We start from the raw sequence: 25,369 nt of genomic DNA, 5'->3' as shown, positions 1-25,369 counted from the left end.
GGGAGGGGTCATGCCCTTCATTGGAAGAGTTGGAAGGCCTGGCCTGCTGGGGCTGGCTGCGCGGACAGCCGTTGTGGCCGGGACGGCATCGGCCGTGGGAGGTGCAGTAACCAGGCGCCAGAACGAACGGGCGGCAGCCTCATACGCCCAGGACTATCCGCCGGCACCACCTGTCCAGGCACCGGTCCAGGCTGCCCCGGCGCCCGTTCAAGCCGCCCCGGCCGCCCCCGCCGCCCCCGTCGACATCGTCGGGAAGCTGACCCAATTGGGGGAACTCAGGCAACAGGGACTGCTGGACGCGGCCGAGTTTGAACGAGCCAAGGCCCAGTTGCTGGGCGGCTAAAAAAGCCGCAAGTCCGCACACCTCATTTTTGTACAAGCAAGCAATCAACAGGAGTCACCATGCGTAAATCCATCCAGATCATCACAGCCGTTTCCCTTGCCGCAAGCCTGGGCCTGTCCCTGGGCGCGTGCAGCAGCTCACCGTCGGAGAACAAGGCGTCCGCCTGCCAAGCCAACACGGCATTTGTGGACGCCGTGGCCGGTGTCCAGAATTCCTTGGACTCCTCCTCAACCCTGGCCGAAATCAAGGCAGCCCGGGACACGGTTAAAACTGCCTACACGGACTTGAACAAGGAGTTGGACAAGGTGGGTTCGGACCAGGTCAAGGCCTTGGAAACGGCATGGAAGGACTTGGACGATGCCGTGTCGGGACTCGATGACAACCTGACTGTGCCGGAGGCAAAAGTTGCCTTGGAAGACAGCCTGGCCAATGTAAAGGCAGCCCAGGACAAGGTTGAATCCGGGCTGACTTGCTAAACATGCCCCGCCGTCCCTGGCCAGCAGAAAAATAGGGGGAGACCATGAATGGAGTCCTGGGGGACATCCTCCCCTTTGCCGTCACCGTTGCCATCAGCCCGGTGCCGATCATCGCAACGATCCTGATGCTGATGTCGCCACGGCCCAAACCACTCGGGTTGGGGTTTCTGACAGGCTGGGTGGCGGGCATTGCAGTGGCTGTCGGGGTCTTCACCCTGCTGGCCGGCGTCATCCCCGAAAAAGCGGACGATCCAGGTACACAGCCCATTGTGGGCAGCATTCAGATGCTGTTCGGCCTGGCCCTGTTGTTGCTGGCCGTGAAGCAGTGGCGTTCCCGTCCCAAGCCGGGTGAAGTGGCACAGCTGCCCAAATGGATGGCGGCCATTGACACGATGAATCCTGGTTCGGCGCTTGGGCTGGCGTTCCTGCTGGCGGCCGTGAACCCGAAGAACCTGCTGGTGGCTGCTGCCGCCGGAGTCTCCATTGGCCATGCGGCACTGGGCACCGGGCCTGCGTTGTTGGCGGTGGTGGCCTTCACTGTCATTGCCGCGCTCAGCGTGCTGGCACCTGTGGTGATCTACCTGGTGGCGCCCGCGAAGGCCGCGGGCATGCTTGACCACATCCGGATCTGGCTCACGGCCAACAACGCCACCATCATGATGGTGGTCATGCTGGTTCTCGGCGCGCAATTGCTGGGCAAGGGGATCGGCAGCTTCTGATTCTCACGCAGCCCGGCGGTCGAGCCTGTCGAGATCAATTGATCTTGGCAGGCTCGACCCGTTTGAGGCCATTGGCGGGAAAGCGTTGGCCAAAAAGCAGCGTTTGCTGCGACAGGGTTTGGCAATACTGCCCCAAAAGTGAGGGAGCGTTGGGCCCAGGGCCCCTAAATCTGAGGGAGGGTTTGTGCTGCCGGCGGGTGGAACCACCAGGTCTGGCCCTTGCCGATCAGTTCGAAGCCGACGGTGCGGTACAGGCGCTGGCCGTCGGGGGTGGCGTTGAGCAGCAGGTGCTCGGCGCCGGCGTTGAACGCCTCCTCGGAGAGTCGGTTGAGCAGGGCGGTGCCCAGCCCGGTCCTGCGGTGCTCGGGCGCCACCACCATGTCAAAGATGCCGGCCAGGTGCTTGCCACCCTGCTCCGGCGGCAGGTACGCGTAGGACCGGCCGGCCCATTCCTCGCCGCTGCGGGCCGTGGCCAGCCACACCTGCCCGGCCTTGACCGCCGTCAGCGCCACCCTGTCATCGGCGTGCTCGCTCGCGGCGGCCACCGATTCCACGTCCAGCGCCCGGGTCATCCACCACGGCTGCCAGCCGCGCTCAAAGCGGAATTGCGGCAGCACGCCCTCGCGCACGGCGGCGTTCATCCACACGCCCACAATTGCCGCCCCGCGCCGCTCAGCCTCGGCCAGCGCCGGAGCAAGTCCCGCCTCGGTGATCTCGGTGGGGAACATGCACAGCATTTCGCGCGTCTCCGGCAGCCACACCCAGTCCATCCGGTGCGTTGAGAATGCGCGGCCGCCGGTCGCCTCCGCCAGCGCCCTGAACCAGGCGTGCTGCGTACGTTGGCAATCGGCAAGGGTGACCATGGTGAATCTTCCAGTTGTGGTGGGGTGGGGCTTAACCAGGGACGACGGCGGATCCACAGGTTCCGCCGTCGTGCCTGGTTGGGTGGAGCTACTTCTGGGTGAACACCAAGGACATGGGTGTGGTCTCGGTGGTCTGGCCCTGCGGGTTGTCGCGGAAGATGTTCTCCAGGACAGCCTTGGGCAGGGGAGTGTCGTGGCCCAGCGCCACAACGCCAAGGTCGTTGGCATCCATGATCGCGGTGCCGGCAAACGTCGCAGCGAACTCGGCCGGGACAGTGGCCCGGACCAGGGCGCTCAGGCGCGCTGCCACGCCGTCGGGGTCGATGGGTGCGTACTTCACCGAGTGGGTGGAGGTGCCCACCTGGTAGCCGGCAGCGCCGTCGATCGCGTTGATGTTGTGGCCGACCACTTCATAGAACACGCCCGACTTGCCCTGCAGCTTGCCAATCACGGAGCGTGCGGAGGCGTACATGATCTTGGGCAGGCCCACCTCGTCGATGGCCAACTGCATGGACCAGGGGCTGGCCAGGCCAATGCCGCCGGGGTTGCGGGTGACGAACTTGCTGAAGATGCGCGCCGCGTTGCTGACCTTGATGTCCCAGACCGGGATGGAACGGCCCTGGGTCATGGCCACGATCTTCTCCGAGACGAACAGGTACCACGGCGTGTTGGCGGTGGCTTCGCCGTGGTCGCCGCCGGCAGTGGGCAGCCCGTCGAAGTAGCGCTTGACGTACGTCATGACTGCGGGGTCAAAGTCGGTTTCCTTGTAGAAAACCTCAGTGCGCAGCGGGTAGCGGCGGAAGGTGCCGGCGTTGTCCGGAACAGTGATGTCCAGGTTCTTGTCGGCGTTGGGGATGTAGTCGCTCTTGCCCTCGATGCCGGCCTTGACTTCCGGCTGGTCAAAGAACTCGCGCAGCCACAGCTCGGTGTTGATCAGGCGCCAGAACACCATGGTGGATCCGGCGGACTTGCCGCTGAGGTATTCCTCGAACGCGTAGATCACGGCGTCCTGGTTCCAGTAGGGCCGTGAGCCGAAGGAGGAGGACAGGAAGATCTCGTAGATCTTTTCCTTCATCAGGCCAAACCACTCGGCTTCGGGGGTGGTGAAGCCGATCTTGTTGCGGCGGTTGCTGATCATCTCCGGCAGCAGCTCGCGGGTGGCGTCGCGCAGGATGCGCTTGTTCCAGCCGCCCTTGATGATGGACTCGTCAGAGAGGCTGAAGAGGTACTTCACCACTTCCTTGTCCAGGAACGGCACGCGGCCCTCCAGGGAGAAGCGCATGGTGTTCTTGTCCTCGTAGCGCAGCACGGCCGGCAGGGACTTGTGGAAGAGGTCGTCGATGAGACGCAGCTTCAGGTTGTCAGGGATGTTGGAGAACGTCTCGGACTTGAACTTGGCCGTGAACTTCTTGTTCAGCAGCGGGGTGATCCCGGCAGCCTTCTTGAAGGTCAGGGCGCCCTGGATGCGGAACCGGGCCAGGCGGAACAGGATGTCGGAGCTGGAAACCAGTTCCTTGGCCAGCTTGGCGTTCTGCCCGTTCTTCTTCAACTGGCGCAGGTATGCGAAGTAGTAGGGGATGTAGCCGGCCATCATCTCATCGGCGCCCTGGCCGTCAAGGAGAACCGTGACGTGCTTGGATGCTTCGCGCATGACCTGGTACTGGGCGTAGGGACCGGAGGAGATGATGGGCTCCTCCATGGTGCGCACAAAGTCCTCGAGGTCCTCAACGAATTCGGAGGCCTGCGGGCGGATCTTGTGGCTGATGACGTTGCCTTCGCAGCGGGCCAGCACGGCGTCTGCGTACTTTTCCTCGTCATTGAGCGAGTTGGGGAACACTGCCGAGAAGGTCTGCTGCTGGGCACCGAGGGAATCGGTGGCCGCTGCCTTCTCCTGCATGAGCTTGTTGATGGTCACCACGACGGCGGAGGAGTCCAGTCCGCCGGACAGGGCCGTGCCCACGGGGACCTCGGACTGCAGGCGCAGGCGGACACCCTCGGTGAAACGCTCCCGGTATTCGTCGATGACGGCCTTGGAGTACGGGGTTTCAATCTTGGCCAGTTCGGCCAGTTCTTCCTTGAAGCGCGTGTAGCTGCTGATCACGGAGGTTCCGGCGGGGCCGGCTTCGCTGTCAACGGTGTTCAGCACCAGCTTCTCGCCCGGCATGAGCTTCTGCACGCCGTTGAAGAAGGTGCCGGATTCGTCGTCGTGGATCCGGAACTGCAGGTAGCGGTACAGGATCCGCTCGTTGACGCCGGTTTCAATCTTGTTGGCGGCCAGCAGGGGCTTGATTTCCGAGCCGAACAGCAGCGTGGGGGCCTCGGCGGTGCCTGCAGTGGCGTAGTACAGCGGCTTGATGCCGAAGTGGTCGCGGGCCAGGACCAGGCGGTTGTTCTTCCTGTCATGGATGGCAAAGCCAAACATGCCGTTGAACTTGTCAAAGGCGGCGTCGCCCCACTCCTCGTAGGACTGCAGCACCACTTCGGTGTCCGACTTCGTGGAGAAGGTCCGGCCCAGCGCCTCAAGCTCGGCGCGCAGGTCAAGGTAGTTGTAAACCTCGCCGTTGTAGATCAGGACGGTTTCACCGTCGGCGCTGTACATGGGCTCCTGGCCGTGCGCAACATCGATGATGGAGAGGCGGCGGTGGGCCAGCCCCACGTTCCCGTGAGTGTAGATGCCCTCACCGTCGGGGCCGCGGTGCACAATGCACGCGTTCATCTCTTGAAGGAGAGATTCGTCTTCTCCATAACCGTAATAACCAGCGATTCCGCACATACTGCTTACCTCATCTTTAGCACGTCAGTCCTCGCACAATGCTACTTGCTTGAGCGGGCAACGCCGCCCACGCCGCCCGGTGAGTAACGGAAGTTATCCGTGTGAGATAGCGCCCATCTAAGATGAAAACGTGACTTTTGACTCCGTTTCCAACACAACATCCAACACATCGAACGGGCCCGTGGTGGGCGTCCTGGCACTGCAGGGGGATGTCCGCGAACACGCCCGGGCACTGGGGGAGTGCGGGGCGCAGGCCGTGTCCGTCCGCCGCCCCTCGGAGCTGGCCGCCGTCGACGGTTTGGTGATCCCCGGCGGGGAATCCACCACGATCGACAAGCTCAGCCGCATCTTTGGCATGCGCGAGCCCCTCATGGAGCGCATCGCGTCCGGGATGCCGGTCTATGGCAGCTGCGCCGGCATGATCATGCTGGCCCGCGAGATTGCCGACCCCGCCCTGGACCTGGCCGGCAACCCGCAGCAGACGCTTGGCGGGCTGGACATCACTGTGCGCCGCAATGCCTTTGGCCGGCAGGTTGACTCCTTTGAAACGGCCCTTGATTTCCGCGGCCTGGCCCCGGCGGGGGAGCCCGAAACACCCCTGCATGCGGTGTTCATCAGGGCGCCGTGGGTGGAGCGCGTGGGTGCCGGAGTTGAGGTGCTCGCCACTGTTGCTCTGCCACAGGACCCACAAAACGCTAGGATTGAACCAGAGGTTCGTGCAGTTGCCGTTCGGTCGCAGCATTTGCTGGCCACCTCCTTCCATCCGGAAGTGACTGGTGAGCGCCGCATCCACGAACTGTTTATTCGAATGATCAAGGGAGAAGCGTAACCATGTCAGGCCACTCCAAATGGGCAACAACCAAGCACAAGAAGGCCATCCTCGACAGCCGCCGTGCCAAGTCGTTTGCCAAGCTCATCAAGACCATTGAAGTTGCTGCCCGTGGTGGCGGACCCGACCTCCAGGGCAACCCGGCGCTTGAACTGGCCGTCTCCAAGGCCAAGAAGACCTCCGTTCCGGCAGACAACATTGACCGCGCCATCAAGCGCGGTGCCGGCCTGCTCGGCGACGCCGTGGACTACCAGACCATCATGTACGAGGGCTACGGCCCCCAGGGCACGGCAATCCTGATCGAGTGCCTCACCGACAACAAGAACCGTGCAGCCTCCGAGGTCCGCCTGGCCGTTGGCCGCAACGGCGGCAACATGGGCGACCCCGGTTCGGTTGCCTACATGTTCACCCGCAAGGGCATTGTTGGACTGCCCAAGAACGGCCTCAGCGAGGACGACCTGCTCATGGCAGTCCTCGAGGCCGGCGCCGAAGAGGTCAAGGACCAGGGCGACAGCTTTGAGATCATCTGCGACACCCAGGATCTCCCGGCCGTCCGTGCAGCTCTGACCGAGGCCGGCATTGAGTACGAATCCGACGAGGCAGGCTTTGTCCCGTCCATGCAGGTTGAACTCGACGTCGAGAACGCCCGCAAGTTCATGAAGATCTACGATGCGCTGGAGGACCTGGACGACGTTCAGAACATCTACTCCAACGCCGACATGAGCCCCGAAGTCCTCGCAGCGCTCGAAGAGGACTAGGCCCTGAGGGTCCTGGGAGTTGACCCGGGCCTGACGCGCTGCGGGCTCGGCGTGGTTGATGTTGCCCCCAACCGCACGGCCACCCTGGTGGGGGTCGGTGTGGTGGGCAGCTCCCATGAACTGAGCCTTGACGCCCGGCTGCTGGTCATCGCGGATGCGGTTGACCAGTGGCTGGACGCGTTTAAGCCCGATGTCCTGGCCCTGGAGCGTGTGTTTGCCCAGACCAACCTGAGCACCGTCATGGGCGTGGCCCAGGTCTCCGGCGTTGTCATGGTTGCGGCGGCCCGGCGCGGCATCCCCGTCGCCATGCACACCCCGTCCGAGGTCAAGGCCGCGGTGACGGGCAACGGCCGGGCCGGCAAGGAAAACGTGACGGCCATGGTGGTGCGGATCCTGCGCCTGGACGAACCGCCACGCCCTGCCGACGCCGCCGACGCCCTGGCCCTGGCCATTGCCCACGCCTGGCGCAGCGGAAATTCCTTTGCCGGCGGCACGGAAGGCACGACGGCGGCGCAGCGGCTGTGGCGCGATGCCGAGACAAAGTCGCAGACGGCAAAAAACAAGGAAAAGCCCGGCCAGCGCTGGAACTAGTTGCTAGTAAGTATGTTCGACTACACTGGGAACAGCATTCATGCTGTCCACCAGTGCCGGAACCAGAGCAGGAGCAGTTGCAATGATCAGTTTTGTCCGCGGCCCCGTCGCGTCGCTTTCGCTCTCCCACGCCGTCATCGACGTCAACGGGGTGGGCATGCTGGTCATTGCCACGCCGAAGACGCTCGGTGGGCTGCGCGTGGGGGAGGAAGCCACCCTCACCACGGCCATGATCGTGCGCGAGGACTCCATGACCCTCTACGGCTTTGCCGACGAGCGGGAGCGTGAGGTCTTCGACGTCCTGCTCACGGTCAGCGGCATCGGCCCGCGCCTGGCCCTGGCCATCCTGTCCGTGCTGGAGCCGGAAAGCATCGCCTCGGGTGTCGCTGCCGGGGACGGCAAGGCCTTCACCAAGGTTCCCGGGGTTGGTCCCAAGGTGGCCGGGCGCATTGTCCTGGAGCTCAAGGGCAAGCTGCACCCCACGGGAACCGCCACGTCCGCGGGTCCCGCTGCGGCTGCACGCATGGAATGGAAGGACCAGGTGGTTGCGGCCATGACAAGCCTTGGCTGGAACGAAAAGGACGCGCTCAAGGCCATTGATGCCGCCGTCGCCGCCGAGCCCGAACTGGCCGAGGGCGCCAACGTGCCCGCCGTGCTGCGAGCCACGCTGCGCTGGCTGGGCCAGGACACCGGCCGGCAAAAGAGCGGTGTGCGGTAACCATGGCAGGCATGGACGATTCAATCCCGCTGCTACCCGGGCAGATCAGCATTGGCGGCGGCGCAGGCCCACAGGCCGCCGGCCCCGGGCGCGGTGCCGGCGAACTCGCCGCCCCCTCGGGCGAGCCCGAGGAACGTGAACTCGAGGCGGCCCTCCGCCCGCGCAACCTTGACGACTTCGTGGGCCAGGAACGGGTCCGCAAGCAGCTGGCCCTGGTGCTTGCGGCCTCCCGCATCCGCGGCCGCAGCGCCGACCACGTGCTCATGTCCGGCCCTCCCGGGCTGGGCAAGACCACCCTGGCCATGATTGTCGCGGCGGAAATGAACGCGCCCTTGCGCATCAGCTCCGGACCGGCCATCCAGCACGCCGGCGACCTCGCGGCCATCCTGTCCTCCCTGACTGAAGGGGAGGTGCTGTTCCTGGACGAGATCCATCGCATGTCCCGGCCCGCCGAGGAAATGCTGTACATGGCCATGGAAGACTTCCGTGTGGACATCATCGTGGGCAAGGGTGCTGGTGCCACGGCCATTCCCCTGGAGCTGCCGCAGTTCACCCTCGTGGGCGCCACCACCAGGGCCGGCCTGCTGCCCGGGCCGCTGCGTGACCGCTTTGGTTTCACCGGCCACCTGGAGTTCTACTCCGTGGCCGAGCTGGAGCTGGTGCTTCGCCGTTCGGCAGGAATGCTGGACTTGAAGCTCAGCAGCGCAGGGTTCTCCGAGATTGCCGGCCGCTCGCGCGGCACCCCCCGCATTGCCAACCGGCTGCTGCGCCGTGTGCGCGACTGGGCGCTGGTCCACGGCCTGGAAACCATTGACGCCCAGGCGGCGTCGGCGGCACTGGACATGTACGAGGTTGATGCCAGGGGCCTGGACCGCCTGGACCGGTCCGTGCTGGAAGCCCTGGTCAACAAGTTCAACGGCGGCCCGGTGGGACTCTCCACCCTGGCCATCGCCGTGGGGGAGGAGCCGGAGACCGTGGAGACGGTCGCGGAACCGTTCCTGGTCAGGGAAGGCTTGCTGGGCCGCACGCCCCGTGGACGCATTGCGTTGCCCGCCGCCTGGGAACACCTGGGGCTGAAGATGCCTGGCAACGCCGTGGCGTCGGCCATGCTGCCCTTTGACGGGGACGAATTGGACGGATAGGCAGCGGCAGCCGGGCGGGGTTGTGTAATTTTGCGCGTTTGTGGGCGGTTTATCATCAAGCGTTCAGCTTTACCCTCTAGACTGGTATGACGTCCGGCACGTTTGATGAGCCGGCCACCGTTTGTCACCCAAAGAATGGAACTCCAGCTGTGTCTTTCAGCAGTATTTTAGCCGCCGAAACGGCTGCCCCCGCCGGTATTTTCAGCGGTGCCAACATTCTCCTGTTCGCCATGTTCGGCCTGCTCATCTTCATGATGCTGCGCAAGCAGAAGAAGACCAAGGCTGCCGCGGAGGAGAAGCGCTCAAAGCTGGCTCCCGGCGTCGAGATCATGACCAACTTTGGCCTGTTCGGCAAGGTCCTTTCCATCGACACCGATGAGAACAAGATCGTCATGGAAATCTCCCCCGGCACCACCGCCACCGTGCACAGCCAGACCGTTGCCAAGATCGTTGAGCCTGAGGAAGCAACGGCAGTTGTGCCCGATGACGCCTCATCGCTGGTCCTGGACCTGGAGAAGAAGCCCGAAGCCACGGAATCCGTCGAGGAATCCCTGGAGCGCCTGAAGAACGAAAACAACAAAGACAACTAGCCTCATCCGGGTTGGCAGCTGCTGTGCCGCGTGACGCGCGGCACAGCAGCATTGCCATGTTCACCACACCCGTGACCAATAGAAGGATCCCTTGATGGCACGAACAGGTCCGACGTCCACAGCCCGCAGAACCTTGCTGTGGCTTGCGGCGATCATCATTGCATGCACCCTTGCGGTAGGAGGCGGCGTCATGGCCGGCGCCGCATCGTGGGCGCCAAAACTTGGCCTGGACCTTGAGGGCGGCACCCAGATGATCCTGGCGCCCAAGGTCGAGGGCGCGGGGCAAATCACCTCGGAGCAGCTGGACCAGGCCGTGTCCATCATCCGCCAGCGCGTGGACGGCTCCGGTGTTTCCGAAGCCCAAATCTCCACCGAAGGCGGCTCCAACGTTGTTGTGAGCATGCCCGGCAAGCCCACCGACGAAGAGCGCAACCTCATCAAGGCCTCGGCCAACATGAACTTCCGCCCCGTCATCGTGGCCACCCAGGTTCCCTCGGGCGCGGTGCCGGAAGCCGAGCGCACCCCCGCGGACAAGCTGCCCGTGCCCACGGCCAAGCCCGTGAACGCCAGCGACACCAACTGGGTCGACGCGGCGCTCATGAAGGAGTTCGAGGCAACCAGCTGCATTCCGCCGCTGACCGAACGCCCCACCAGCTCAGACCCGGCCAAGCCGCTGGTCAGCTGTGAGCCCGGCACCGGCCTGAAGTACATCCTGGGCCCGGTGGAGATCCCCGGCAAGTGGATCAAGACCGCATCCTACGGCCTGGCCCAGGGCGCACAGGGCGCAACCACCAACGAGTGGTCGGTTCAGCTGACGCTGGAGAAGCCGGAAGGTGCCGAGGCATTCAAGTCCGTCACCCAGCGCCTGAACGCCAAGTACCTGGCCAACCCGAATGATCCCCAGGCCCGCTTTGCAATCGTCCTGGACGACAGTGTCATCTCCGCCCCCGCCTCCATGGCAGTCATCACCGACGGGCAGTCCTCCATCACGGGCCAGTTCACCGAGACCAGCGCCAAGGCCCTGGCCGACCAGCTGAAGTTCGGTTCGCTGCCCATCAGCTTCGAAATCCAGAGCGAAATCCAGATCTCGGCAACCCTGGGCCTGCAGCAGCTGGAAATGGGCCTCCTGGCCGGCCTCATCGGCCTGCTCCTGGTGGTTGTCTACTCGCTGTTCCAGTACCGTGCGCTGGGCTTTGTCACCATCCTCTCCCTGGTCATTGCCGGTGTGTTGACGTACCTGGCCATCGTGCTGCTGGGCTGGGCGGAAAACTACCGCCTGTCGCTGGCCGGCGTGGCCGGCATCATCGTGGCCATCGGCCAGACCGCCGACTCGTTCATTGTGTACTTTGAACGCGTCAGGGATGAGCTGCGCGACGGGCGAGGGCTCGTGGCGGCCGTCGAAAATGGCTGGGCCCGCGCCAAGCGCACCATCTTGGCCTCCAAGGCCGTGAACATCCTGGCCTCCCTGGTGCTGTACTTCGTCTCCGTGGGCAGCGTGAAGGGCTTCGCATTCACGCTGGGCCTGACCGCCGTGGCCGACCTCATCGTCGTGTTCATGTTCACCCACCCCATGCTGCAGATGCTGGCCCGCACCAAGTTCTTTGGCGAGGGACACCGCTTCTCCGGCCTGGACCCCGCCCAGCTCGGCGCCATCCCGCTCTACCGCGGAGCAGGGCGCCTGCGCACCCCGGCCGAAAGCCTGGAGGTTGCCAAGGGCAAGAACGCCCGTGCCGCCGGCGAGGCAGAACGCCGCCAGACGATTGCCGAGCGACGCCTGGCCGCCAAGGAATCCGCCGCCAATGAAAAGCAGATGGTTGGCAGCCGTGGCGCCGGGTCCGCAAAGTCCGAGTCCAGCGACGACTCCAAGGAGAGCAAGTAATGAAGAGTTTCGCCACATTCGGCAACGAGCTGTACACCGGTGAACGGTCCTACGAGTTCGTTGGCAAGCGCAAGATCTGGTTTGGCATCACCCTGGTTGTCATGCTGCTCTCCATCCTGATCCCCATGATCAACGGCGGGTTCAACTTCGGCATCGACTTCCGCGGCGGCTCGCAGTTCACCATCTCCGAAGTTGCCCACAGGGACGTGGCCATTGGCGAAAAGGCCGTGGCGGATGCCGCACCCGGCACGGACGCAGTGGTGACCAACATTGCCGGCGACACCATGCAGGTGCAGACCGAACGCCTCAGCGACGACCAGACCATTGCGGTCAAGGACGCACTCAAGGCTGCCTACGGCGTGACAGAGGACCACATCACCTCAACCTTCGTCGGCCCCAGCTGGGGCCAGGACGTCTCACGCCAGGCCATCATCGGCTTCTTCGTGTTCGTCCTGCTGGCCACAGTGCTCATGGCCCTGTACTTCCGCACATGGCGTATGTCCATTGCGGCCGTCGTGGGCCTGCTGGTGGTCATGGTGGTCACGGCCGGCGTCTACGGCGCCTCGGGATTCGAGGTCACGCCGTCGGCCATCATCGGCTTCCTGACCATCCTGAGCTACTCGCTGTACGACACAGTGGTGGTGTTCGACAAGATCCGTGAGAACACGGCAGACATCAAGACCTCCACGCGGCGCACCTTTGCCGAAGAGGTCAACCTGGCCGTGAACCAGACCCTGGTGCGCTCCATCAACACCATGATGGTGGCAGTGCTTCCCGTGGCCTCCATCCTGTTCATCGGTGCGCTGCTGCTCGGTGCGGGAACCCTGCGCGACCTGTCGCTGGCCCTGTTCATCGGCATCATCGTCAGCACGTTCTCCACGATTTTCGTGGCCGCCCCGATGTACTCGTGGCTGCGCGAACGTGAGCCGGACTTGGCCAAGCAGGCCAAGAAGGTGCAGCAGCACCGCGCCGCCACATTGGTCGACGCCGTCTAGCACGTTGGTGCTTGCTTCCCGCCGGTCCGCCGGGCAGGGAAGGGGCGCAGGCCGGGGGTGGATGCACTGCATCCACCCCCGGCTTTTTTGTGGTCAAAAATGCCGGTCGCGACCCTTAGACTGGGGTAATGCCCCGCCAAGGGGGCGCATGGCGTGCAAGTGCGTGAGGGAGGTAGTGCGTTGACCGATGAATCGCCCTCGCATGAGACATTGACGGACGGTACGGGAGCGGTTGAGCCCCGTCCCGCATCCTCGGGCGCGCGCACTGAAGCGTCGCGGCCCACCTTCCCCGGCCGCCGTGAGCGCACCCGGTCCCGGCTGGCCCGCCTCACAGGCTGGTCGACGGAAAGCTATTCACCCATCCTGGAACCGCTGCTGCGCATTGTCCGCGCCCGCAACCCCAAGGAAGACTTCGAGCTGATCCAGCGCGCCTTCTCCGTCGCCGAGAAGTACCACGAGGGCCAGAAGCGCAAGAGCGGCGATCCCTACATCACCCACCCCGTGGCCGTCGCCACGATCCTGGCCGAAATGGGCATGACGGGCAGCACCCTCGCCGCGGCCCTGCTCCATGACACCGTGGAGGACACCAGCTACACACTGGCCGAGCTGGAGCGGGACTTTGGTTCCGAAATCACTGTCCTGGTGGACGGCGTCACCAAGCTGGACAAGGTGGAGTTCGGCGACGCGGCCCAGGCCGAGACCGTGCGCAAGATGGTCATCGCCATGGCCAAGGACATCCGCGTCCTGGTCATCAAGCTCGCCGACAGGCTCCACAACGCCCGCACCTGGCGCTTCGTCTCCGCCGCCTCCTCCGGCAAGAAGGCCCGGGAGACCCTTGACATCTTTGCCCCGCTGGCGCACCGCCTGGGCATGAATGCCGTCAAGTGGGAGCTTGAGGAGCTCTCCTTCGCCGCCCTCTACCCGAAGGTGTACGAGGAAATTGTCCGGATGGTCCAGGACAGGTCCCCGGAACGCGAAAAGCAACTGAGCCTGATCCGGCGCGAAATTGTCGAGTCCATGCGGGTCTCCAAGATCAAGGCCGACGTCACCGGAAGGCCCAAGCACTACTACTCCATCTACCAAAAGATGGTGGTGCGCAACAAGGACTTCGACGACATCAACGACCTCATCGGCGTTCGCGTCATCGTGGACACGGTGGGGGACTGCTACGCGGCGCTGGGCCAGATCCATGCGCTGTGGAGCCCGCTTGTGGGGCGGTTCAAGGACTACATCGCGCTGCCCAAGTTCAACATGTACCAGTCGCTGCACACCACTGTGGTGGGACCCGGCGGCAAGCTCGTGGAAATCCAGATCCGCACCCTGGAGATGCACCAGCGGGCCGAGTACGGCGTTGCGGCCCACTGGAAGTACAAGCAGGGCAGCAAGAACCCCGTCAGCGTCCAGGAGGACATGAACTGGCTGCGGTCCTTGTTGGACTGGCAGCAGGAGACCAGCGATTCCAGCGAGTTCCTGGAGTCCCTGCGCTATGAGATGAATTCCAAGGAGGTGTACGTCTACACCCCCAAGGGCAAGATCATTGCCCTGCCGGAGGGCGCCACCCCCGTGGACTTCGCCTACTCGGTGCACACCGAGGTGGGCAACCGGACCATTGGTGCCCGCGTCAACGGCAAGTTGGTGCCGCTGAACAGTGAACTGTCCCATGGCGACACGGTGGAGGTCTTCACCAACAAGGCCGAAGGTGCCGGCCCCAGCCAGGACTGGCAGAACTTCGTCAAGAGCGCCCGTGCACGCAACAAGATCCGCCAGTGGTTCACCAAGGAACGCCGCGACGAGTCCATTGAAAAGGGCAAGGAGCTGCTGACCAAGGCCATGCGCAAGCAGAACCTGCCACTGCAGAAGATGATGACGCACGAGGCCCTGCTCGCCGTCACCGAGCACTTCCACTACGTCGACATAGCGGGGCTGTACGCCGCCGTGGGCGACGGCCACACCTCCGCCCAGTCCGTCGTCGAACGCCTGCGCGACATGCTGGGCACCAGCCACGACGTTGAGATTGCCCCGGCGCCCCTGGACACGCACGTCTCCAACGCCCGCTCGCGCATTTCAGAATCGGGCGTCATCGTCCACGGCATGGGCGACGTCCTGGTCAAGCTGGCGCGCTGCTGCACCCCCGTGCCGCCGGACCCCATTTCGGGCTTTGTCACAAAGGGCTCGGGCATCTCCGTGCACCGGCAGGACTGTCCCAACCTGGTGCACATGAAGAACGAGCCGGACCGCCTGGTGGACGTGGAGTGGGCCCCCACCCAGTCCGGCGTGTTCCTCGTGGAGATCCAGGTCGAGGCGCTGGACCGCAAGAGCCTGCTCTCCGACGTCACCCGGGTCCTGTCCGAAAGCCACGTCAACATCCTGGCCGCCAGCGTCAACACCTCCCGGGACCGGGTTGCCATCTCCAAGTTCGCCTTCGAGATGGGTGATCCCCAGTACCTGGACCATGTGCTGAACTCCGTTCGGCGCATTGACGGCGTCTTTGACGTCTACCGTTCCACGGGGTCCAGCCGGCGCGCATAGTTCCGTTTGCGCGGCATCTGTTCACGTTGCCGCAAAACCGTCGTTGGCATCTGTTCATCCGGCATCCCTACTGTCAAAGCCGTGAGTTCACCATGCAAAGCCCATGCGGGCGACAATGTCCACGTATCCCCTTCGCGTCGCGGTTTCCTGGCCGCCGCACTGACAGGCGCAGCCCTGACCCTGGCCCCTGTGCAGTTCGCAGCCGCCGATGCCGGAAGCACGCGGATCAAGACCATCACCGGCCATTTGGACGCGGGTGCGGCAGACTTCGTCTACCTTCCCGTTGAGGTTCCTGCGGGCGTCAACAAGATCAGCGTGTCGTACTCCTACAGCAAGCCGTCTGTCCCGGGAGGTTTCCTCAACAACGCCTGCGACATTGGGGTCTTTGACGAGAAGGGCACCAAGCTGGCCGGCAAGGGCTTCCGCGGCTGGTCCGGGGGATTCCGCACGGAGTTTTTCATCAGCGCAGCCGACGCCACTCCCGGCTACCTGCCGGGCCGGGTCGGCAAGGGCACCTGGAACATCGTTCTGGGCCCCTACCAGGTGGCCGAACAGGGCATGGACTACACGGTCAATGTCACGCTGGACTACGGGCCCGACGGCGCAGCCCACCGCCCGCAGTACCCCGCCCAGGAAATTGCCGGCCGCGGTGCCGGCTGGTACCGCGGCGATGCCCACCTGCACACCATTTATTCGGACGGGAAGCGCACTCCGGCCGATGTTGCCGCGGGCGCCCGGGCCGCCAAGCTCGATTTCATGATCAGCACCGACCACAACACGCCGGCATCCCATGGTGCCTGGGGGCCGCTGGCGGGCGATGACCTGCTGATTCTCACGGGTGAGGAAGTGACCACCCGCAACGGGCACTACCTGGCCCTGGGCATTGAGCCGGGGCAGTGGATCGATTGGCGCTACCGTGCCCGGGACAAGGGGTTCAAGCAGGAGGCGCAGCGCATCCGCTCCTCGGGCGGGATCGTGGTTCCGGCACATCCCTACTGCCCCTATGTCGCCTGCCGCTGGAAGTTTGGCTACGACGAAGCCGACGCCGTCGAAGTCTGGACCGGCCCGTGGACGGCGGATGACGAGTACGCCATCAACACCTGGGACTCCATGCTGGCCCAGTCCACGCGCGACGGCGGCCGCTGGCTGCCCGCCATGGGCAACAGTGATGCCCACAGCGCCCCGCAGGTCATCGGGTTCCCGCACAACGTTGTCAACGCCAAGGCGCTTTCCCGGGACGCAATCCTTGAGGGCATCCGCAAGGGCAGGAGCTGGATCGCCGAGTCAGCAGGTGTTTCCCTGGAGTTCAGCATTGCCTCGGGGGACCGGAGCGCCGGCATCGGGGAGCGCCTCACCGCCGCCGCAAATGCCCCGGTCACCGTTACCGCTGCAGTTTCCGGGGTGCCCAACGGGCTGGTCCGGCTAATCACCGACGAAGGTCAAATGCGGCAGGCAAGCCTGTCCGCGGACGGCCAGGGCACCGTCAGCTGGGTGACAACACCGCAGCTGACTGCCTACGTCCGGGTTGAGGTGCGCCACCCCATGGCCGACGGTTCGCCCAGCAACGGAACAGACATGGGCACAACGCTCAAGCTGGGCCCCATGGCTGCCCTGAGCAACCCGATTTTCCTCGACATGAAGTAGTCCCGCCCGGTCCCAAGCGTCCACGATGTCCTGAAACATGACAAGTCAGCAAGCGCCCTCTTACCGGGGCACTTGCTGACTTGTTTTGGCCACTCACCTTGTCATTGCTGGAATTGTGGGATGGATCGGCACTGCTGCCCGAGCAGTGCGACGTATTCAGCTATTTTCTCTTCGGGCAGGCGTTGTGTTGGTGCTGAGACGCTGATGGCATTGTTCAGGCCGGGTGTTGGGAGAACCACAGCCACGGCGCGCATCATCTCGGCGCTTTCCTCATTGTCTACGGCATAGCCGCGTTCCCGGATCTCCGCCAGTTCCCTCCGCAATCGGGGCCGGCTGGTGATCGTCGAGGCAGTAAGTGCCTTGAGTTGCGTCGGCAGGAGCGCGTCGACGTCCTCCCACCGGCGTTGGGCCAAGATGGCCTTGCCCATGGCTGTCGCGTGTGCAGGAAGGCGGCGACCCACGGCGCTGAACATGCGCAGCGGATGCGGTGAGTCACGCTTGGCCAGGTAGACGATGTCCGTGCCCTCCAGCCGGCCCAGGTGCGAGGCCTCGTGCAAAGTGTCGGTGAGGGCGGCCAGCAGCGGTTGCACCAATTGCACTGTCTCATCGAGGTCAACATAGTTCGTGCCCGTGAGCAGTGCGCGGAGGCCGACGCGATACCTGGTGTGCGAAATCTCGTCCGTCTCGACCCACCCGCGGCGTTCCATGGTGCCCAGGAGCTTGTGCAGGCTGCTCTTGGGAACGTCAAGCCGCCTGGCTATTTCCGAAAGGGTGGGACGCTCCTGCGTCGAGGCGAGGAGTTCGAGCACATCCAGGGTGCGTTCGGCTGACTTGACGCCTGGAGGCGAATTCGAATCGGGATCCATGAGTCGACGATACTACAAGATCGGTGTTCCATATATGGAACAAGATTTTTATTTATGAACGTTGACACGGCTCGAATGCGTCTCGTAGTGTTTCCGGAAGGAGACCTGGTTCACATACGCGAACAATTTTCCTCAACCCCCCATACTAGCGAAGGAGCTACTATGCGTTATCCGAGAAGAGCTGTACTAGGAATTACCATGCTGGCGGTCGCGGGAATGGCAATGAGCGGTTGTGGCAGCAGCGGCGGGGGCGGTTCGGCAGACGACAAGGTGACCATCACCTACGCCACACCGACGACGGCGAACGAATTCCCCAAGGGCGAAGGCCCGATCATCGAGGCCTTCCAGAAGGCCAACCCGAACATCACTGTCAAGGTTGAGCAAACTCCGCTCGACAACTACAACACCAAGCTGACCACGGCGTTCCGCGGCGGCCAGGGGCCCGATCTTGGGCGCGTGAACCACACCGACATTCAGACCTTCGCAGCCGGTGGCTTCCTGGCACCGCTCGACTCCGCCATCACTGAGAACAAGATCGCCATCGACTCGCTCATCCCCGGCCTGGTTGATGTCGGCAAGATCGGTGGCAAGCAGATGACACTGCCCCTGACCACCGACACGCGGGCGCTTTACTACAACCCGAAACTGCTCAAGTCCAAGGGGATCGACAAGCCTCCAGCCACCTGGGATGAACTCGTCGCCGACGTCAAGCTGTTCGCCGGGGGAGATGTCTACGGCTACGGATTCCCCACCGAGGGAGACTACTCCCTGAGCTACGAGGCAGTGGGCCCGTACATGAAGGGCGCGGGCGGCGAGATCCTCAAGAGTGACGGCAAGGCCTCCGAGGCCGTGGCCGCCAGCTCCATGGGGACTTCTGGCGCGGTCAAGCTCCTCCAAGACCTGGTCAAGACTGGTGCGGTCCCGCCGGGAACCGACAACATGAAGGGCGACACCCTGTACCAGCTCTTCGCCCAGGACAAGCTGGCCTTCATGCTTGGCGGCCCATGGGCCAAGTCCGCACTGGAGACAAACAACCCGAACATCAAATATGGCACTGACTTCCAGACGGCCGTAGTTCCTGTGCAGAAGGCAGGCGATCCGTCAGGATCAACTGCCGGTGGCTGGCAGATTGGGGTGTTCAAGAACTCCAAGAACAAGGAAGCCGCAGGCAAGCTCCTGGCATTCATCATGGAACGCGAAAACCTGATAACCATTAACAAGCCCGAAGCCTTCCCGCCGCTGAAGGATGGCCTGAGCACCTCTCCGTGGTCAGATGACCCCTTCTACACGGCCTACAACGAAATCCTCCCGCACGCCGGACTGCCCATCGCGCCAGTTGCACGCATGGCGGAGGTGTCAGCGGCGTTCCAGAAGTCAGTTCTGCCGTCCCTGGTCGATCCTTCAAAGTCTGCCGAGCAGGCGCTGAAGGATTTTGACGAGCAGGTCAACTCCCAGATTCTCAACTGACGGGGATTGTTCCATGACTTTTCCCACCGCCACGAAAGAGGCGCCGGCCGTGGGGGGCCCGACACAATCTGCGCCACCCCGGGGGGGCGGCCGCCATCCGGCCCCCGCCTTCACACAGAAGGCGGGGGCCGGCGTCGTTGTTGTGGCTAAATGACGCGGAGCGTGATGGTGCTGCCCTCGGGTGCCTCGCCGCCCGGCGGGTCCTGGAAGCGGACAGTGCCGAAGAAGCCGCCCAGCAGGTTCTCCACCGCCACCTCGAAGCCGAGGGCCTTCAGCGCACTCGTGGCGGCGCCAACCTGCTTGCCCACCATGTCCGGCACGGCCACCATCTTCGGCCCCTTGGAAATGGTCAGCGTGACGGTGTCGCCGGCCTTGAGATCGCCGCCCGCGGGAGCCTGTGACACCACTGACCCAGCTGGCACCGTGCGGCTGTTGACCTGCTCGGGCGCAACCGCGCCCACCAACCCCACGGCCTTCAGTGCGGCGATGGCGTCGGCCTCGGTCTTCTCAACCACCGACGGGATGGGGATGGGCTTGGGGCCCTTGGAAACGGACAAGTTCACCTTGGTGCCCGAACGGAACTCCTTGCCCGCTGCGGGATCCTGGCCAAGCACGACGCCGGCCGGAACCTTCTCGTCGTAGGCTTCGGCCACCGCCCCCACGGCCAGCTTGCCGTCGGTGAGTGCCTTCTTGGCCTCCTCGAGCGCCTTGCCTGTCACGGCCGGCACAGGATGCAGCACGGGTCCGCGGGACACCTGGATGGTGATGCCGTTGAACTTGCGCACAGACTCCCCGGCGCCGGGGTCGGTGGCGACCACCAGGCCCGCGGCCACCTTCTCGTCAAAGATCTCGGCGGTGGGGGTGAAGTCAAAGCCCGCCGCCCGCAGCAGGGTTTCGGCCTGGGGCACGCTCTTGTTGTGGACATCGGGAACGGTGGCCAGCGCACCCGGGCCGAGCGCCAGGAACCAGCCCGCTGTGGCGGCCGCAATGGCCAGTACCGCGACGATCAGGATCCACAGCAGGGCGCGGCGGCGGGGCTTGGCCGGGCCAAGCGTGCTGCGCGGCGTGGCGGCCGCGCGGGCCCGGGCCTTGGCATCCGCCGCGGCCGCGCGCTTGCTGGTCCGCGCCGGCGGCCGTGAGTCGCCGTCGGCGGGCGGCATGGCAAGCGCAGGGTCCTGTGCATGCGGGTCCTCGGCGTAGAGCCTGGAACTCGGCGGCAGCACCGAGGTGGGAAAGTACGGCTGTGCCACAACGGCGGTGGCGTCCGGGGGCGCAGGCACCACAGTGGTGGGGGCATCCATGGCCTGGCCCGGAAGCGCTGAAAGCTGTGTGGTCGCGGCGGCATCGGCTGCGCGGACCGCGGCGTTGTGGGCGGCTCCGGCAACGAAGGCCGGGGCTGCGCCGGGAACGGCACCAAAATCGAGCTCGGCCGGGCTAAGCGTCTGGCGGATGTGGCGCAGGTCCTCGAGCAGCGCCGAGCCATTGGCCGGGCGGTGGTCGGGGTCCTTCTCCGTCATGTAGCGCACCAGTTCGTCCATGACAGGCGGAAGCCCCGGCACGGCCGCGGAAGGTGCCGGGACGTCGTCGCGGATGTGGGACATGACCACGGCCACCGGCACGTCTCCGCGGAAAGGCTGTTGGCCGGTCAGCAGCTCGTAGAGCATGATGCCGGCGGAGTAAATGTCGCTGCGGGCGTCGCCGCCCTGTCCCTGGGCCAGCTCGGGGGCGATGTAGCCCACGGTGCCCAGCAGTGTGCCCGTGTTGGTGGAGGTGGTGACGGCGCGAGATAAGCCGAAATCGCCAATCTTGACCCAGCCCTGGCGGGAAATCAGCACGTTTTCGGGCTTCACGTCGCGGTGGACCAGACCGGCGTTGTGGGCTGCGGCCAGGCCTTCCACCACAGGGTCAAGCAGGTTCAGGGCCTGGCGGGGGCTCAGCGGCCCGTTGCCGTTGATGACGTCCCGCAGCGTGTAGCCATCAATGAATTCAAAGACCAGGTAGGCGTGCTCGGGGCCCACCCCGTGGTCGTGGATCTGGACCACGTGGGGGTGGGAGAGGCTTGCGGCACTTTGGGCCTCGCGCTGCAGGCGGGAAATGAAGGCATCGTCCGCGGCGAGGTGGGGGCGCAGCACCTTGAGGGCAATGTTGCGGCCCAGCCTTTGGTCGGTGGCCAGGTAGACGGTGGACATGCCGCCGTGGGCCACCTTGGATAGGACCAGGTAGCGGCCGTCGAGGGTTGACCCGATGAGCGGGTCTGCTGGGACTTCTTGCACCCTTCCAGCATAGGAGTTCAAACGGGGAGGGACCGCCGGCAACACTGTGCCGGCGGTCCCTTTTCGTCCAAAGCGGAAGTTTGCGCCGTTTTTAGCGGAACAGTTCGCGGTTGGCCTTGATGCCGGCCACGTAGTTCACGGTGTCCGGGAACATGCCGTTGACGCTGACCGAGTACTGGCCCTGGTAGTAGCCGGCAATGGCGGCTTCCTCGCTGGGTGCGCCCTGGTGCAGCGCGCGGATGATCGCGACGCCCGCCGTGACGTTGTCCTGCGGGTCCAGCAGGTTCAGCTTGCGGCCCACAAGTCCCGAGGCCCATTCACCGGCGGACGGTATGACCTGCATGGTGCCAATTGCATTGGCGGGGGAGACCGACTGGTGGTTGAAGCCGGACTCCTGCTGCGCGAATGCCAGGGCCAGGGCCGGGTCCACGCCCATGGAGGCGGCCGTGCGTGCCACCATTTCCTTCATGTCGCCACGCGTGGGCGACGGTGCACCCAGCAGTGCCGCCTTGTTGCGGTTCGCGTCGTTGACCACGGCGTCGGGGTACGTGTAGTGCAGGAAGGTGCTGGGCACCTGCTGGTCGGCGCTCAGTTCCACGGGTGCCGATTCCGGCGCGGGGGAAGCCTGCGAGATGGGCGCGATGTCCGCTGCGGCTGCTGAGACGCCGGGGATGGTCAGCGTCTTGCCGGCGTAAATGGTGCCGTTGGCGGAGGTTCCATTGGCCGAGGCCAGGGCCGCCAGGCTCACGTTGTGTGCGGCGGCGATGGCCGAGAGCGTGTCTCCGGCCTTGATGACGTAGCCGCCGCCCGTGGAGGCTGCGGGCTTTGCAGCAGGTGCTGCGGCTGCCTTCGCCGTGCCGCCCACCTTGATCTTCTGGCCCGGGTGGATCACGGTGCCGCCGTCCATGCCGTTGAGGGCAAACACGGTCGAAAGGCTGACGTTGTTCTGTGCGGCGATGCCGCTGAGCGTCTCGCCGGCGCGGACCACGTGGCTGGAATCTGCCGTGGCGGAGGCGGCTGCGGGGGCCGCGGCTGCGGGGCCGGAAACCACCAGGACCTGGCCCGGGCGGATGATCGAGGTCGCCGAGATGTTGTTGCGCGTCAGAATCGAAGCCACGGAAACCCCGTGGGTGGCTGCGATGCCGGAGACGGTGTCGCCTGCAACCACTGTGTGCTTGGTGGCTGACTGGGACTGGGCCTTGAGCGCGGCGGGCTTGGCCGCCGTGACGGCGCGGGGAACCGAACCGGCAACAACTGCGGCCGGGATGCTGCTGCCGGCGGTGCGGGCCTTGACGGCGGCCAGCACGGCCTTGCCGTCGAGGGTGCCGTGGGCTCCCTGCGGGAGGACCTCTGCCTTGGCGGGGGCTGCCGAGGCGCCGCCTGCCATGGCCAGGGACGAAAGCATGACCACGGGGATGGCTGCCGTGGCTACAGCCGCCAGCTGTTTTCCGCTGGGCGTGGAGGGGCGTGGGGGAGTCATGGGTGCTACCTCAAATTTCCGTTACGGACGAGACCAATGTTGATGGTGTTGCCAATGTGACTAGAAGTGAATTTACACCAAATGCCGCGGCAATGAGTCGATAAAGTGAATTCGAACCAATATTTATACGCTCTGCGGCAATATGTGGGAACCTTTGTGTGTGAGTAATGTCGAATCAGTAGTCAGTGAATGGTTGCCCCTGCCCGACGTCGCAGAAATGCTTGACGTCCCGGTCACCAAAGTCCACGCCCTCGTCAAGGACGGTACGCTGCTTGCGGCCCGCGTGGGCGAGCGCAACATCCGGGCCGTGCCCGCCGAGTTCATTTCCGGGGACCATGTCCTGGAAAGCCTGCGCGGCACCATCACGGTGCTCCGTGATGCAGGCTTCGAGGATGAGGAAGCCATCCTGTGGCTCTTCACCGTCGATGAGTCACTGCCGGGGCGTCCGGTTGATGCCCTGCGCGAAGGGCGCAAGACGGAAATCCGCCGCCGCGCGGCGGCCCTGGGCTGGTAGAACCGGCACCGTCGGTGAAACAAACAATGCCGGCCCGGGCACTTTTCCAAGTGCCCGGGCCGGCATTGTTTTAATCATTTCCTGCCAGCTCAGGACAAACGCGAAACCGCCGCCTGGCCCAGCGCCGAGAGAGCCTGCGACACAGTGCGGTCAATGGGCAGTGCGTCCAGTGCCGCAAACGCCTGGGTGCTGAGCGCCGAGATCATTTCCTCGGTTCCGGCCAGCGCCCCGGACTCAACCATGATGGAGCACAGGCGGGCCACCTCGGCGTCGCTGAGGTCCTGCCGGCCCAGGTTGCCATCCAGGAAGTCCCGGTCCTCTGGGCCCGCCGCGTCGATGGCCAGGCCCACCAGGACCGTCCGCTTGCCCTCGCGGAGATCGTCCCCGGCGGGCTTGCCCGTCAGTGCTGGGTCGCCAAAGACGCCCAGCACGTCGTCGCGCAGCTGGAAGGCCTCGCCGAGGGGGAGTGCAAACGCACTGTAGCCCGCCAGCAGGGTGTTGTTCGCACCGGCCAGGGCGCCGCCCAGCACCAGCGGGTGTTCGGAGGAGTACTTCGCGCTCTTGTAGCGGATGATTGCCGAGGCCCGAGCCACGGCCGTTCCGTGCGGCTTGGACGGGCCCGCCACTTCCTCCAGGATGTCCAGGTACTGCCCGGCCATGACCTCGGTGCGCATCAGGTTGAAGACCTCGCGGGCCCGGCTTCCGGCACTCGCGCCAATGCGGGCAAACATTTCCTCGCTCAGCGACAGGCACAAGTCGCCCGTCAGGATGGCGGCGGCATGGCCAAAGCGCTCATCGTCCAGGGCCCAGCCGCTGCCGGCGTGCAGCGCACTGAACTGGCGGTGTACGCTGGGGCCGCCACGGCGCGTGTCCGAACGGTCGATGATGTCGTCGTGGATGAGGGCCGCGGCCTGGAACAATTCCAGGGCGGCACCGGCCTGGATCACGGCCTCTGCGCCCGCTGCGCCGCCTGCCCCGCGCCAGCCCCAGTAGCACAGCAGCGCCCGCATGCGCTTGCCGCCGGTGACAAGGGTCTTGATGGAATCGACCAGGACCAGGGTTGCCGGCGAAATTGTTGCCAGCAGCTGGTGCTTTTCATCCAGGAAGCGTTCCAGCTGCGCTGCAACGGCGGCAATGTAGTCGTCGCGTTCGGCATCCAGCTCGGCGCCGTTCGGGGCGGGGGAAACGGTCATGCTGTGTGGGGTTCCTTGCTCTGGGAGGTGCCTGTCCGCGGCAGGCGCGGGGGATGTTGCTACTTGAAGGAGGCCTGCAGCAGCGTGGCCCCAATGGTGAACGTGGCTGTGGAGCCGGTCTGCACCACAGAGACGGTGGCGATTTCCTGGCCGCCCGTGCGCACAAACGTCTTCAGGGGCACGCCGTCCACGGAGTCCCCGGGCTGGGCCGCAAAGCCCTGGTCGGTGAAGACCTTGGTGTAGTGGGCCAGGACGTTTGCCGACGTGTCGGTGATGGTCGCCGTCATGGAGGCCGTGGACACGGGGCCGGCATGAGCAATGCTCGTGGCCTGGATCTCGGCGCCCTTCATGAGCGGAACGGCCGTGGCCGGGAAGCCTGCAACGAGTTCCTTGATCGCGGACTCGGCTGTGGGCGTGCCCGTGCCGGCTGTGGGGGAGGCGCTCGGCGCGGCGGACGCGCTGGAAACTGCCGTCGCGGGTGCGGTCGTGGTGGCGGCGGTGGATGCGCCGTCGCCCGGGGTGCCGGAGCAGGCGGCCAGGAGCACGACGGCGGCGCTTGCCGAGGCGGCCATCAGGCCCCTGCGCGTCAAGGCGGCCCGAAGCCCGGGGCGGGAAGTGGAGTTTGTCATTGCTGATTCCTTAGCTGCCGGTGCCGGTGCGGTGACATCTTGACCAGTTTACCCATGACCGGCCCGCGCGCACCGGAGCCTGTTGCGCAACTCACCAC

General features: G+C 64.9%; 22 protein-coding genes. 15 read left to right on the top strand and 7 right to left on the bottom strand.

Translation table 11 applies throughout. The features are described from left to right. Positions 1 to 10: 10 nt before the first annotated feature. Genes PCK14_RS02540 through PCK14_RS02530 form a run of 3 tightly spaced genes read left to right on the top strand, consistent with a single transcriptional unit; the run spans position 11 to position 1,538 of the window. Positions 11 to 343 carry an SHOCT domain-containing protein gene (locus PCK14_RS02540; protein WP_269936877.1) on the top strand — a complete coding sequence of 111 codons (333 nt, stop codon included), beginning with the start codon at positions 11 to 13 and terminating at the stop codon, positions 341 to 343. Positions 344 to 402: 59 nt separating this feature from the next. Next, positions 403 to 819, top strand: coding sequence for a hypothetical protein (locus PCK14_RS02535; RefSeq protein WP_269936876.1), 417 nt, complete (start codon positions 403 to 405; stop codon positions 817 to 819). A 44-nt stretch (positions 820 to 863) separates the two neighbouring features. Next, positions 864 to 1,538, top strand: a complete 675-nt coding sequence (locus tag PCK14_RS02530) for a GAP family protein (protein ID WP_269936875.1) — start codon at positions 864 to 866, stop codon at positions 1,536 to 1,538. A gap of 164 nt (positions 1,539 to 1,702) precedes the next feature. Here the strand turns inward: PCK14_RS02530 and PCK14_RS02525 are convergent, their stop codons facing one another. Together PCK14_RS02525 and asnB are read right to left on the bottom strand one after the other, a co-directional pair. Continuing rightward, positions 1,703 to 2,401 carry a GNAT family N-acetyltransferase gene (locus PCK14_RS02525; RefSeq protein WP_269936874.1) on the bottom strand — a complete coding sequence of 233 codons (699 nt, stop codon included), beginning with the start codon at positions 2,399 to 2,401 and terminating at the stop codon, positions 1,703 to 1,705. 88 nt (positions 2,402 to 2,489) lie between these two features. Next, on the bottom strand, positions 2,490 to 5,174 hold the full coding sequence (gene asnB / locus PCK14_RS02520; protein WP_269936873.1) for an asparagine synthase (glutamine-hydrolyzing): 2,685 nt from the start codon (positions 5,172 to 5,174) through the stop codon (positions 2,490 to 2,492). Between the two features lie 130 nt (positions 5,175 to 5,304). On the opposite strand from asnB, the gene pdxT reads away from it, so the two are divergent. The 10 genes from pdxT (at position 5,305) to PCK14_RS02470 (ending at position 16,849) form a co-directional block, all read left to right on the top strand. Continuing rightward, positions 5,305 to 6,003, top strand: coding sequence for a pyridoxal 5'-phosphate synthase glutaminase subunit PdxT (gene pdxT / locus PCK14_RS02515; protein ID WP_269936872.1), 699 nt, complete (start codon positions 5,305 to 5,307; stop codon positions 6,001 to 6,003). A 2-nt stretch (positions 6,004 to 6,005) separates the two neighbouring features. Continuing rightward, complete coding sequence (locus tag PCK14_RS02510; RefSeq protein ID WP_269936871.1) at positions 6,006 to 6,761, top strand: YebC/PmpR family DNA-binding transcriptional regulator; 756 nt, start codon at positions 6,006 to 6,008, stop codon at positions 6,759 to 6,761. A gap of 3 nt (positions 6,762 to 6,764) precedes the next feature. After that, positions 6,765 to 7,352 (top strand): crossover junction endodeoxyribonuclease RuvC, encoded by a 588-nt coding sequence (ruvC, locus tag PCK14_RS02505; protein WP_269936983.1) that lies wholly within the window; start codon positions 6,765 to 6,767, stop codon positions 7,350 to 7,352. Between the two features lie 82 nt (positions 7,353 to 7,434). Beyond that, the gene (ruvA, locus tag PCK14_RS02500; protein ID WP_269936870.1) at positions 7,435 to 8,070 is read left to right on the top strand and encodes a Holliday junction branch migration protein RuvA; all 636 of its coding nucleotides are present in this window, start codon (positions 7,435 to 7,437) and stop codon (positions 8,068 to 8,070) included. 11 nt (positions 8,071 to 8,081) lie between these two features. Continuing rightward, complete coding sequence (ruvB, locus tag PCK14_RS02495; protein ID WP_269936869.1) at positions 8,082 to 9,212, top strand: Holliday junction branch migration DNA helicase RuvB; 1,131 nt, start codon at positions 8,082 to 8,084, stop codon at positions 9,210 to 9,212. Between the two features lie 149 nt (positions 9,213 to 9,361). Further along, positions 9,362 to 9,802, top strand: coding sequence for a preprotein translocase subunit YajC (yajC, locus tag PCK14_RS02490; RefSeq protein ID WP_269936868.1), 441 nt, complete (start codon positions 9,362 to 9,364; stop codon positions 9,800 to 9,802). A gap of 94 nt (positions 9,803 to 9,896) precedes the next feature. Beyond that, on the top strand, positions 9,897 to 11,681 hold the full coding sequence (gene secD / locus PCK14_RS02485) for a protein translocase subunit SecD (RefSeq protein WP_269936867.1): 1,785 nt from the start codon (positions 9,897 to 9,899) through the stop codon (positions 11,679 to 11,681). Continuing rightward, on the top strand, positions 11,681 to 12,676 hold the full coding sequence (gene secF, locus PCK14_RS02480; RefSeq protein ID WP_269936866.1) for a protein translocase subunit SecF: 996 nt from the start codon (positions 11,681 to 11,683) through the stop codon (positions 12,674 to 12,676). The genes secD and secF overlap by 1 nt, the downstream gene beginning before the upstream one ends. A gap of 180 nt (positions 12,677 to 12,856) precedes the next feature. Then, positions 12,857 to 15,205: a RelA/SpoT family protein gene (locus tag PCK14_RS02475; RefSeq protein WP_269936865.1), complete on the top strand. Its 2,349-nt coding sequence runs from the start codon at positions 12,857 to 12,859 to the stop codon at positions 15,203 to 15,205. Positions 15,206 to 15,286: 81 nt separating this feature from the next. Then, positions 15,287 to 16,849, top strand: a complete 1,563-nt coding sequence (locus PCK14_RS02470; protein ID WP_269936864.1) for a CehA/McbA family metallohydrolase — start codon at positions 15,287 to 15,289, stop codon at positions 16,847 to 16,849. 101 nt (positions 16,850 to 16,950) lie between these two features. Here the strand turns inward: PCK14_RS02470 and PCK14_RS02465 are convergent, their stop codons facing one another. Continuing rightward, positions 16,951 to 17,715, bottom strand: a complete 765-nt coding sequence (locus PCK14_RS02465) for an IclR family transcriptional regulator (protein ID WP_269936863.1) — start codon at positions 17,713 to 17,715, stop codon at positions 16,951 to 16,953. A gap of 222 nt (positions 17,716 to 17,937) precedes the next feature. Here PCK14_RS02465 and PCK14_RS02460 point away from each other — a divergent pair, with 222 nt between their 5' ends. Further along, a complete protein-coding gene (locus PCK14_RS02460; RefSeq protein WP_269936862.1) occupies positions 17,938 to 19,182 on the top strand; it encodes an ABC transporter substrate-binding protein in 1,245 nt (414 codons plus the stop codon). 146 nt (positions 19,183 to 19,328) lie between these two features. Here the strand turns inward: PCK14_RS02460 and pknB are convergent, their stop codons facing one another. Next, positions 19,329 to 21,455: a Stk1 family PASTA domain-containing Ser/Thr kinase gene (pknB, locus tag PCK14_RS02455; protein ID WP_269936861.1), complete on the bottom strand. Its 2,127-nt coding sequence runs from the start codon at positions 21,453 to 21,455 to the stop codon at positions 19,329 to 19,331. Positions 21,456 to 21,546: 91 nt separating this feature from the next. Next, positions 21,547 to 22,935, bottom strand: a complete 1,389-nt coding sequence (locus tag PCK14_RS02450; RefSeq protein ID WP_269936860.1) for a LysM peptidoglycan-binding domain-containing protein — start codon at positions 22,933 to 22,935, stop codon at positions 21,547 to 21,549. Positions 22,936 to 23,095: 160 nt separating this feature from the next. On the opposite strand from PCK14_RS02450, the gene PCK14_RS02445 reads away from it, so the two are divergent. Continuing rightward, positions 23,096 to 23,449, top strand: a complete 354-nt coding sequence (locus tag PCK14_RS02445) for an Rv2175c family DNA-binding protein (RefSeq protein WP_269936859.1) — start codon at positions 23,096 to 23,098, stop codon at positions 23,447 to 23,449. An 89-nt stretch (positions 23,450 to 23,538) separates the two neighbouring features. Here PCK14_RS02445 and PCK14_RS02440 read toward each other — a convergent pair whose 3' ends face one another. Next, positions 23,539 to 24,642 carry a polyprenyl synthetase family protein gene (locus PCK14_RS02440; protein WP_269936858.1) on the bottom strand — a complete coding sequence of 368 codons (1,104 nt, stop codon included), beginning with the start codon at positions 24,640 to 24,642 and terminating at the stop codon, positions 23,539 to 23,541. A 59-nt stretch (positions 24,643 to 24,701) separates the two neighbouring features. Next, a complete protein-coding gene (locus PCK14_RS02435) occupies positions 24,702 to 25,271 on the bottom strand; it encodes a hypothetical protein (RefSeq protein WP_269936857.1) in 570 nt (189 codons plus the stop codon). Positions 25,272 to 25,369: the final 98 nt, after the last annotated feature.

Origin of the sequence: Arthrobacter sp. HY1533, assembly GCF_027568515.1 — a bacterium.
Lineage (GTDB): Bacteria > Actinomycetota > Actinomycetes > Actinomycetales > Micrococcaceae > Specibacter.
The sequence above is the reverse complement of the archived record's forward strand: the minus strand, read 5'-3'. Positions and strand labels throughout refer to the sequence as shown.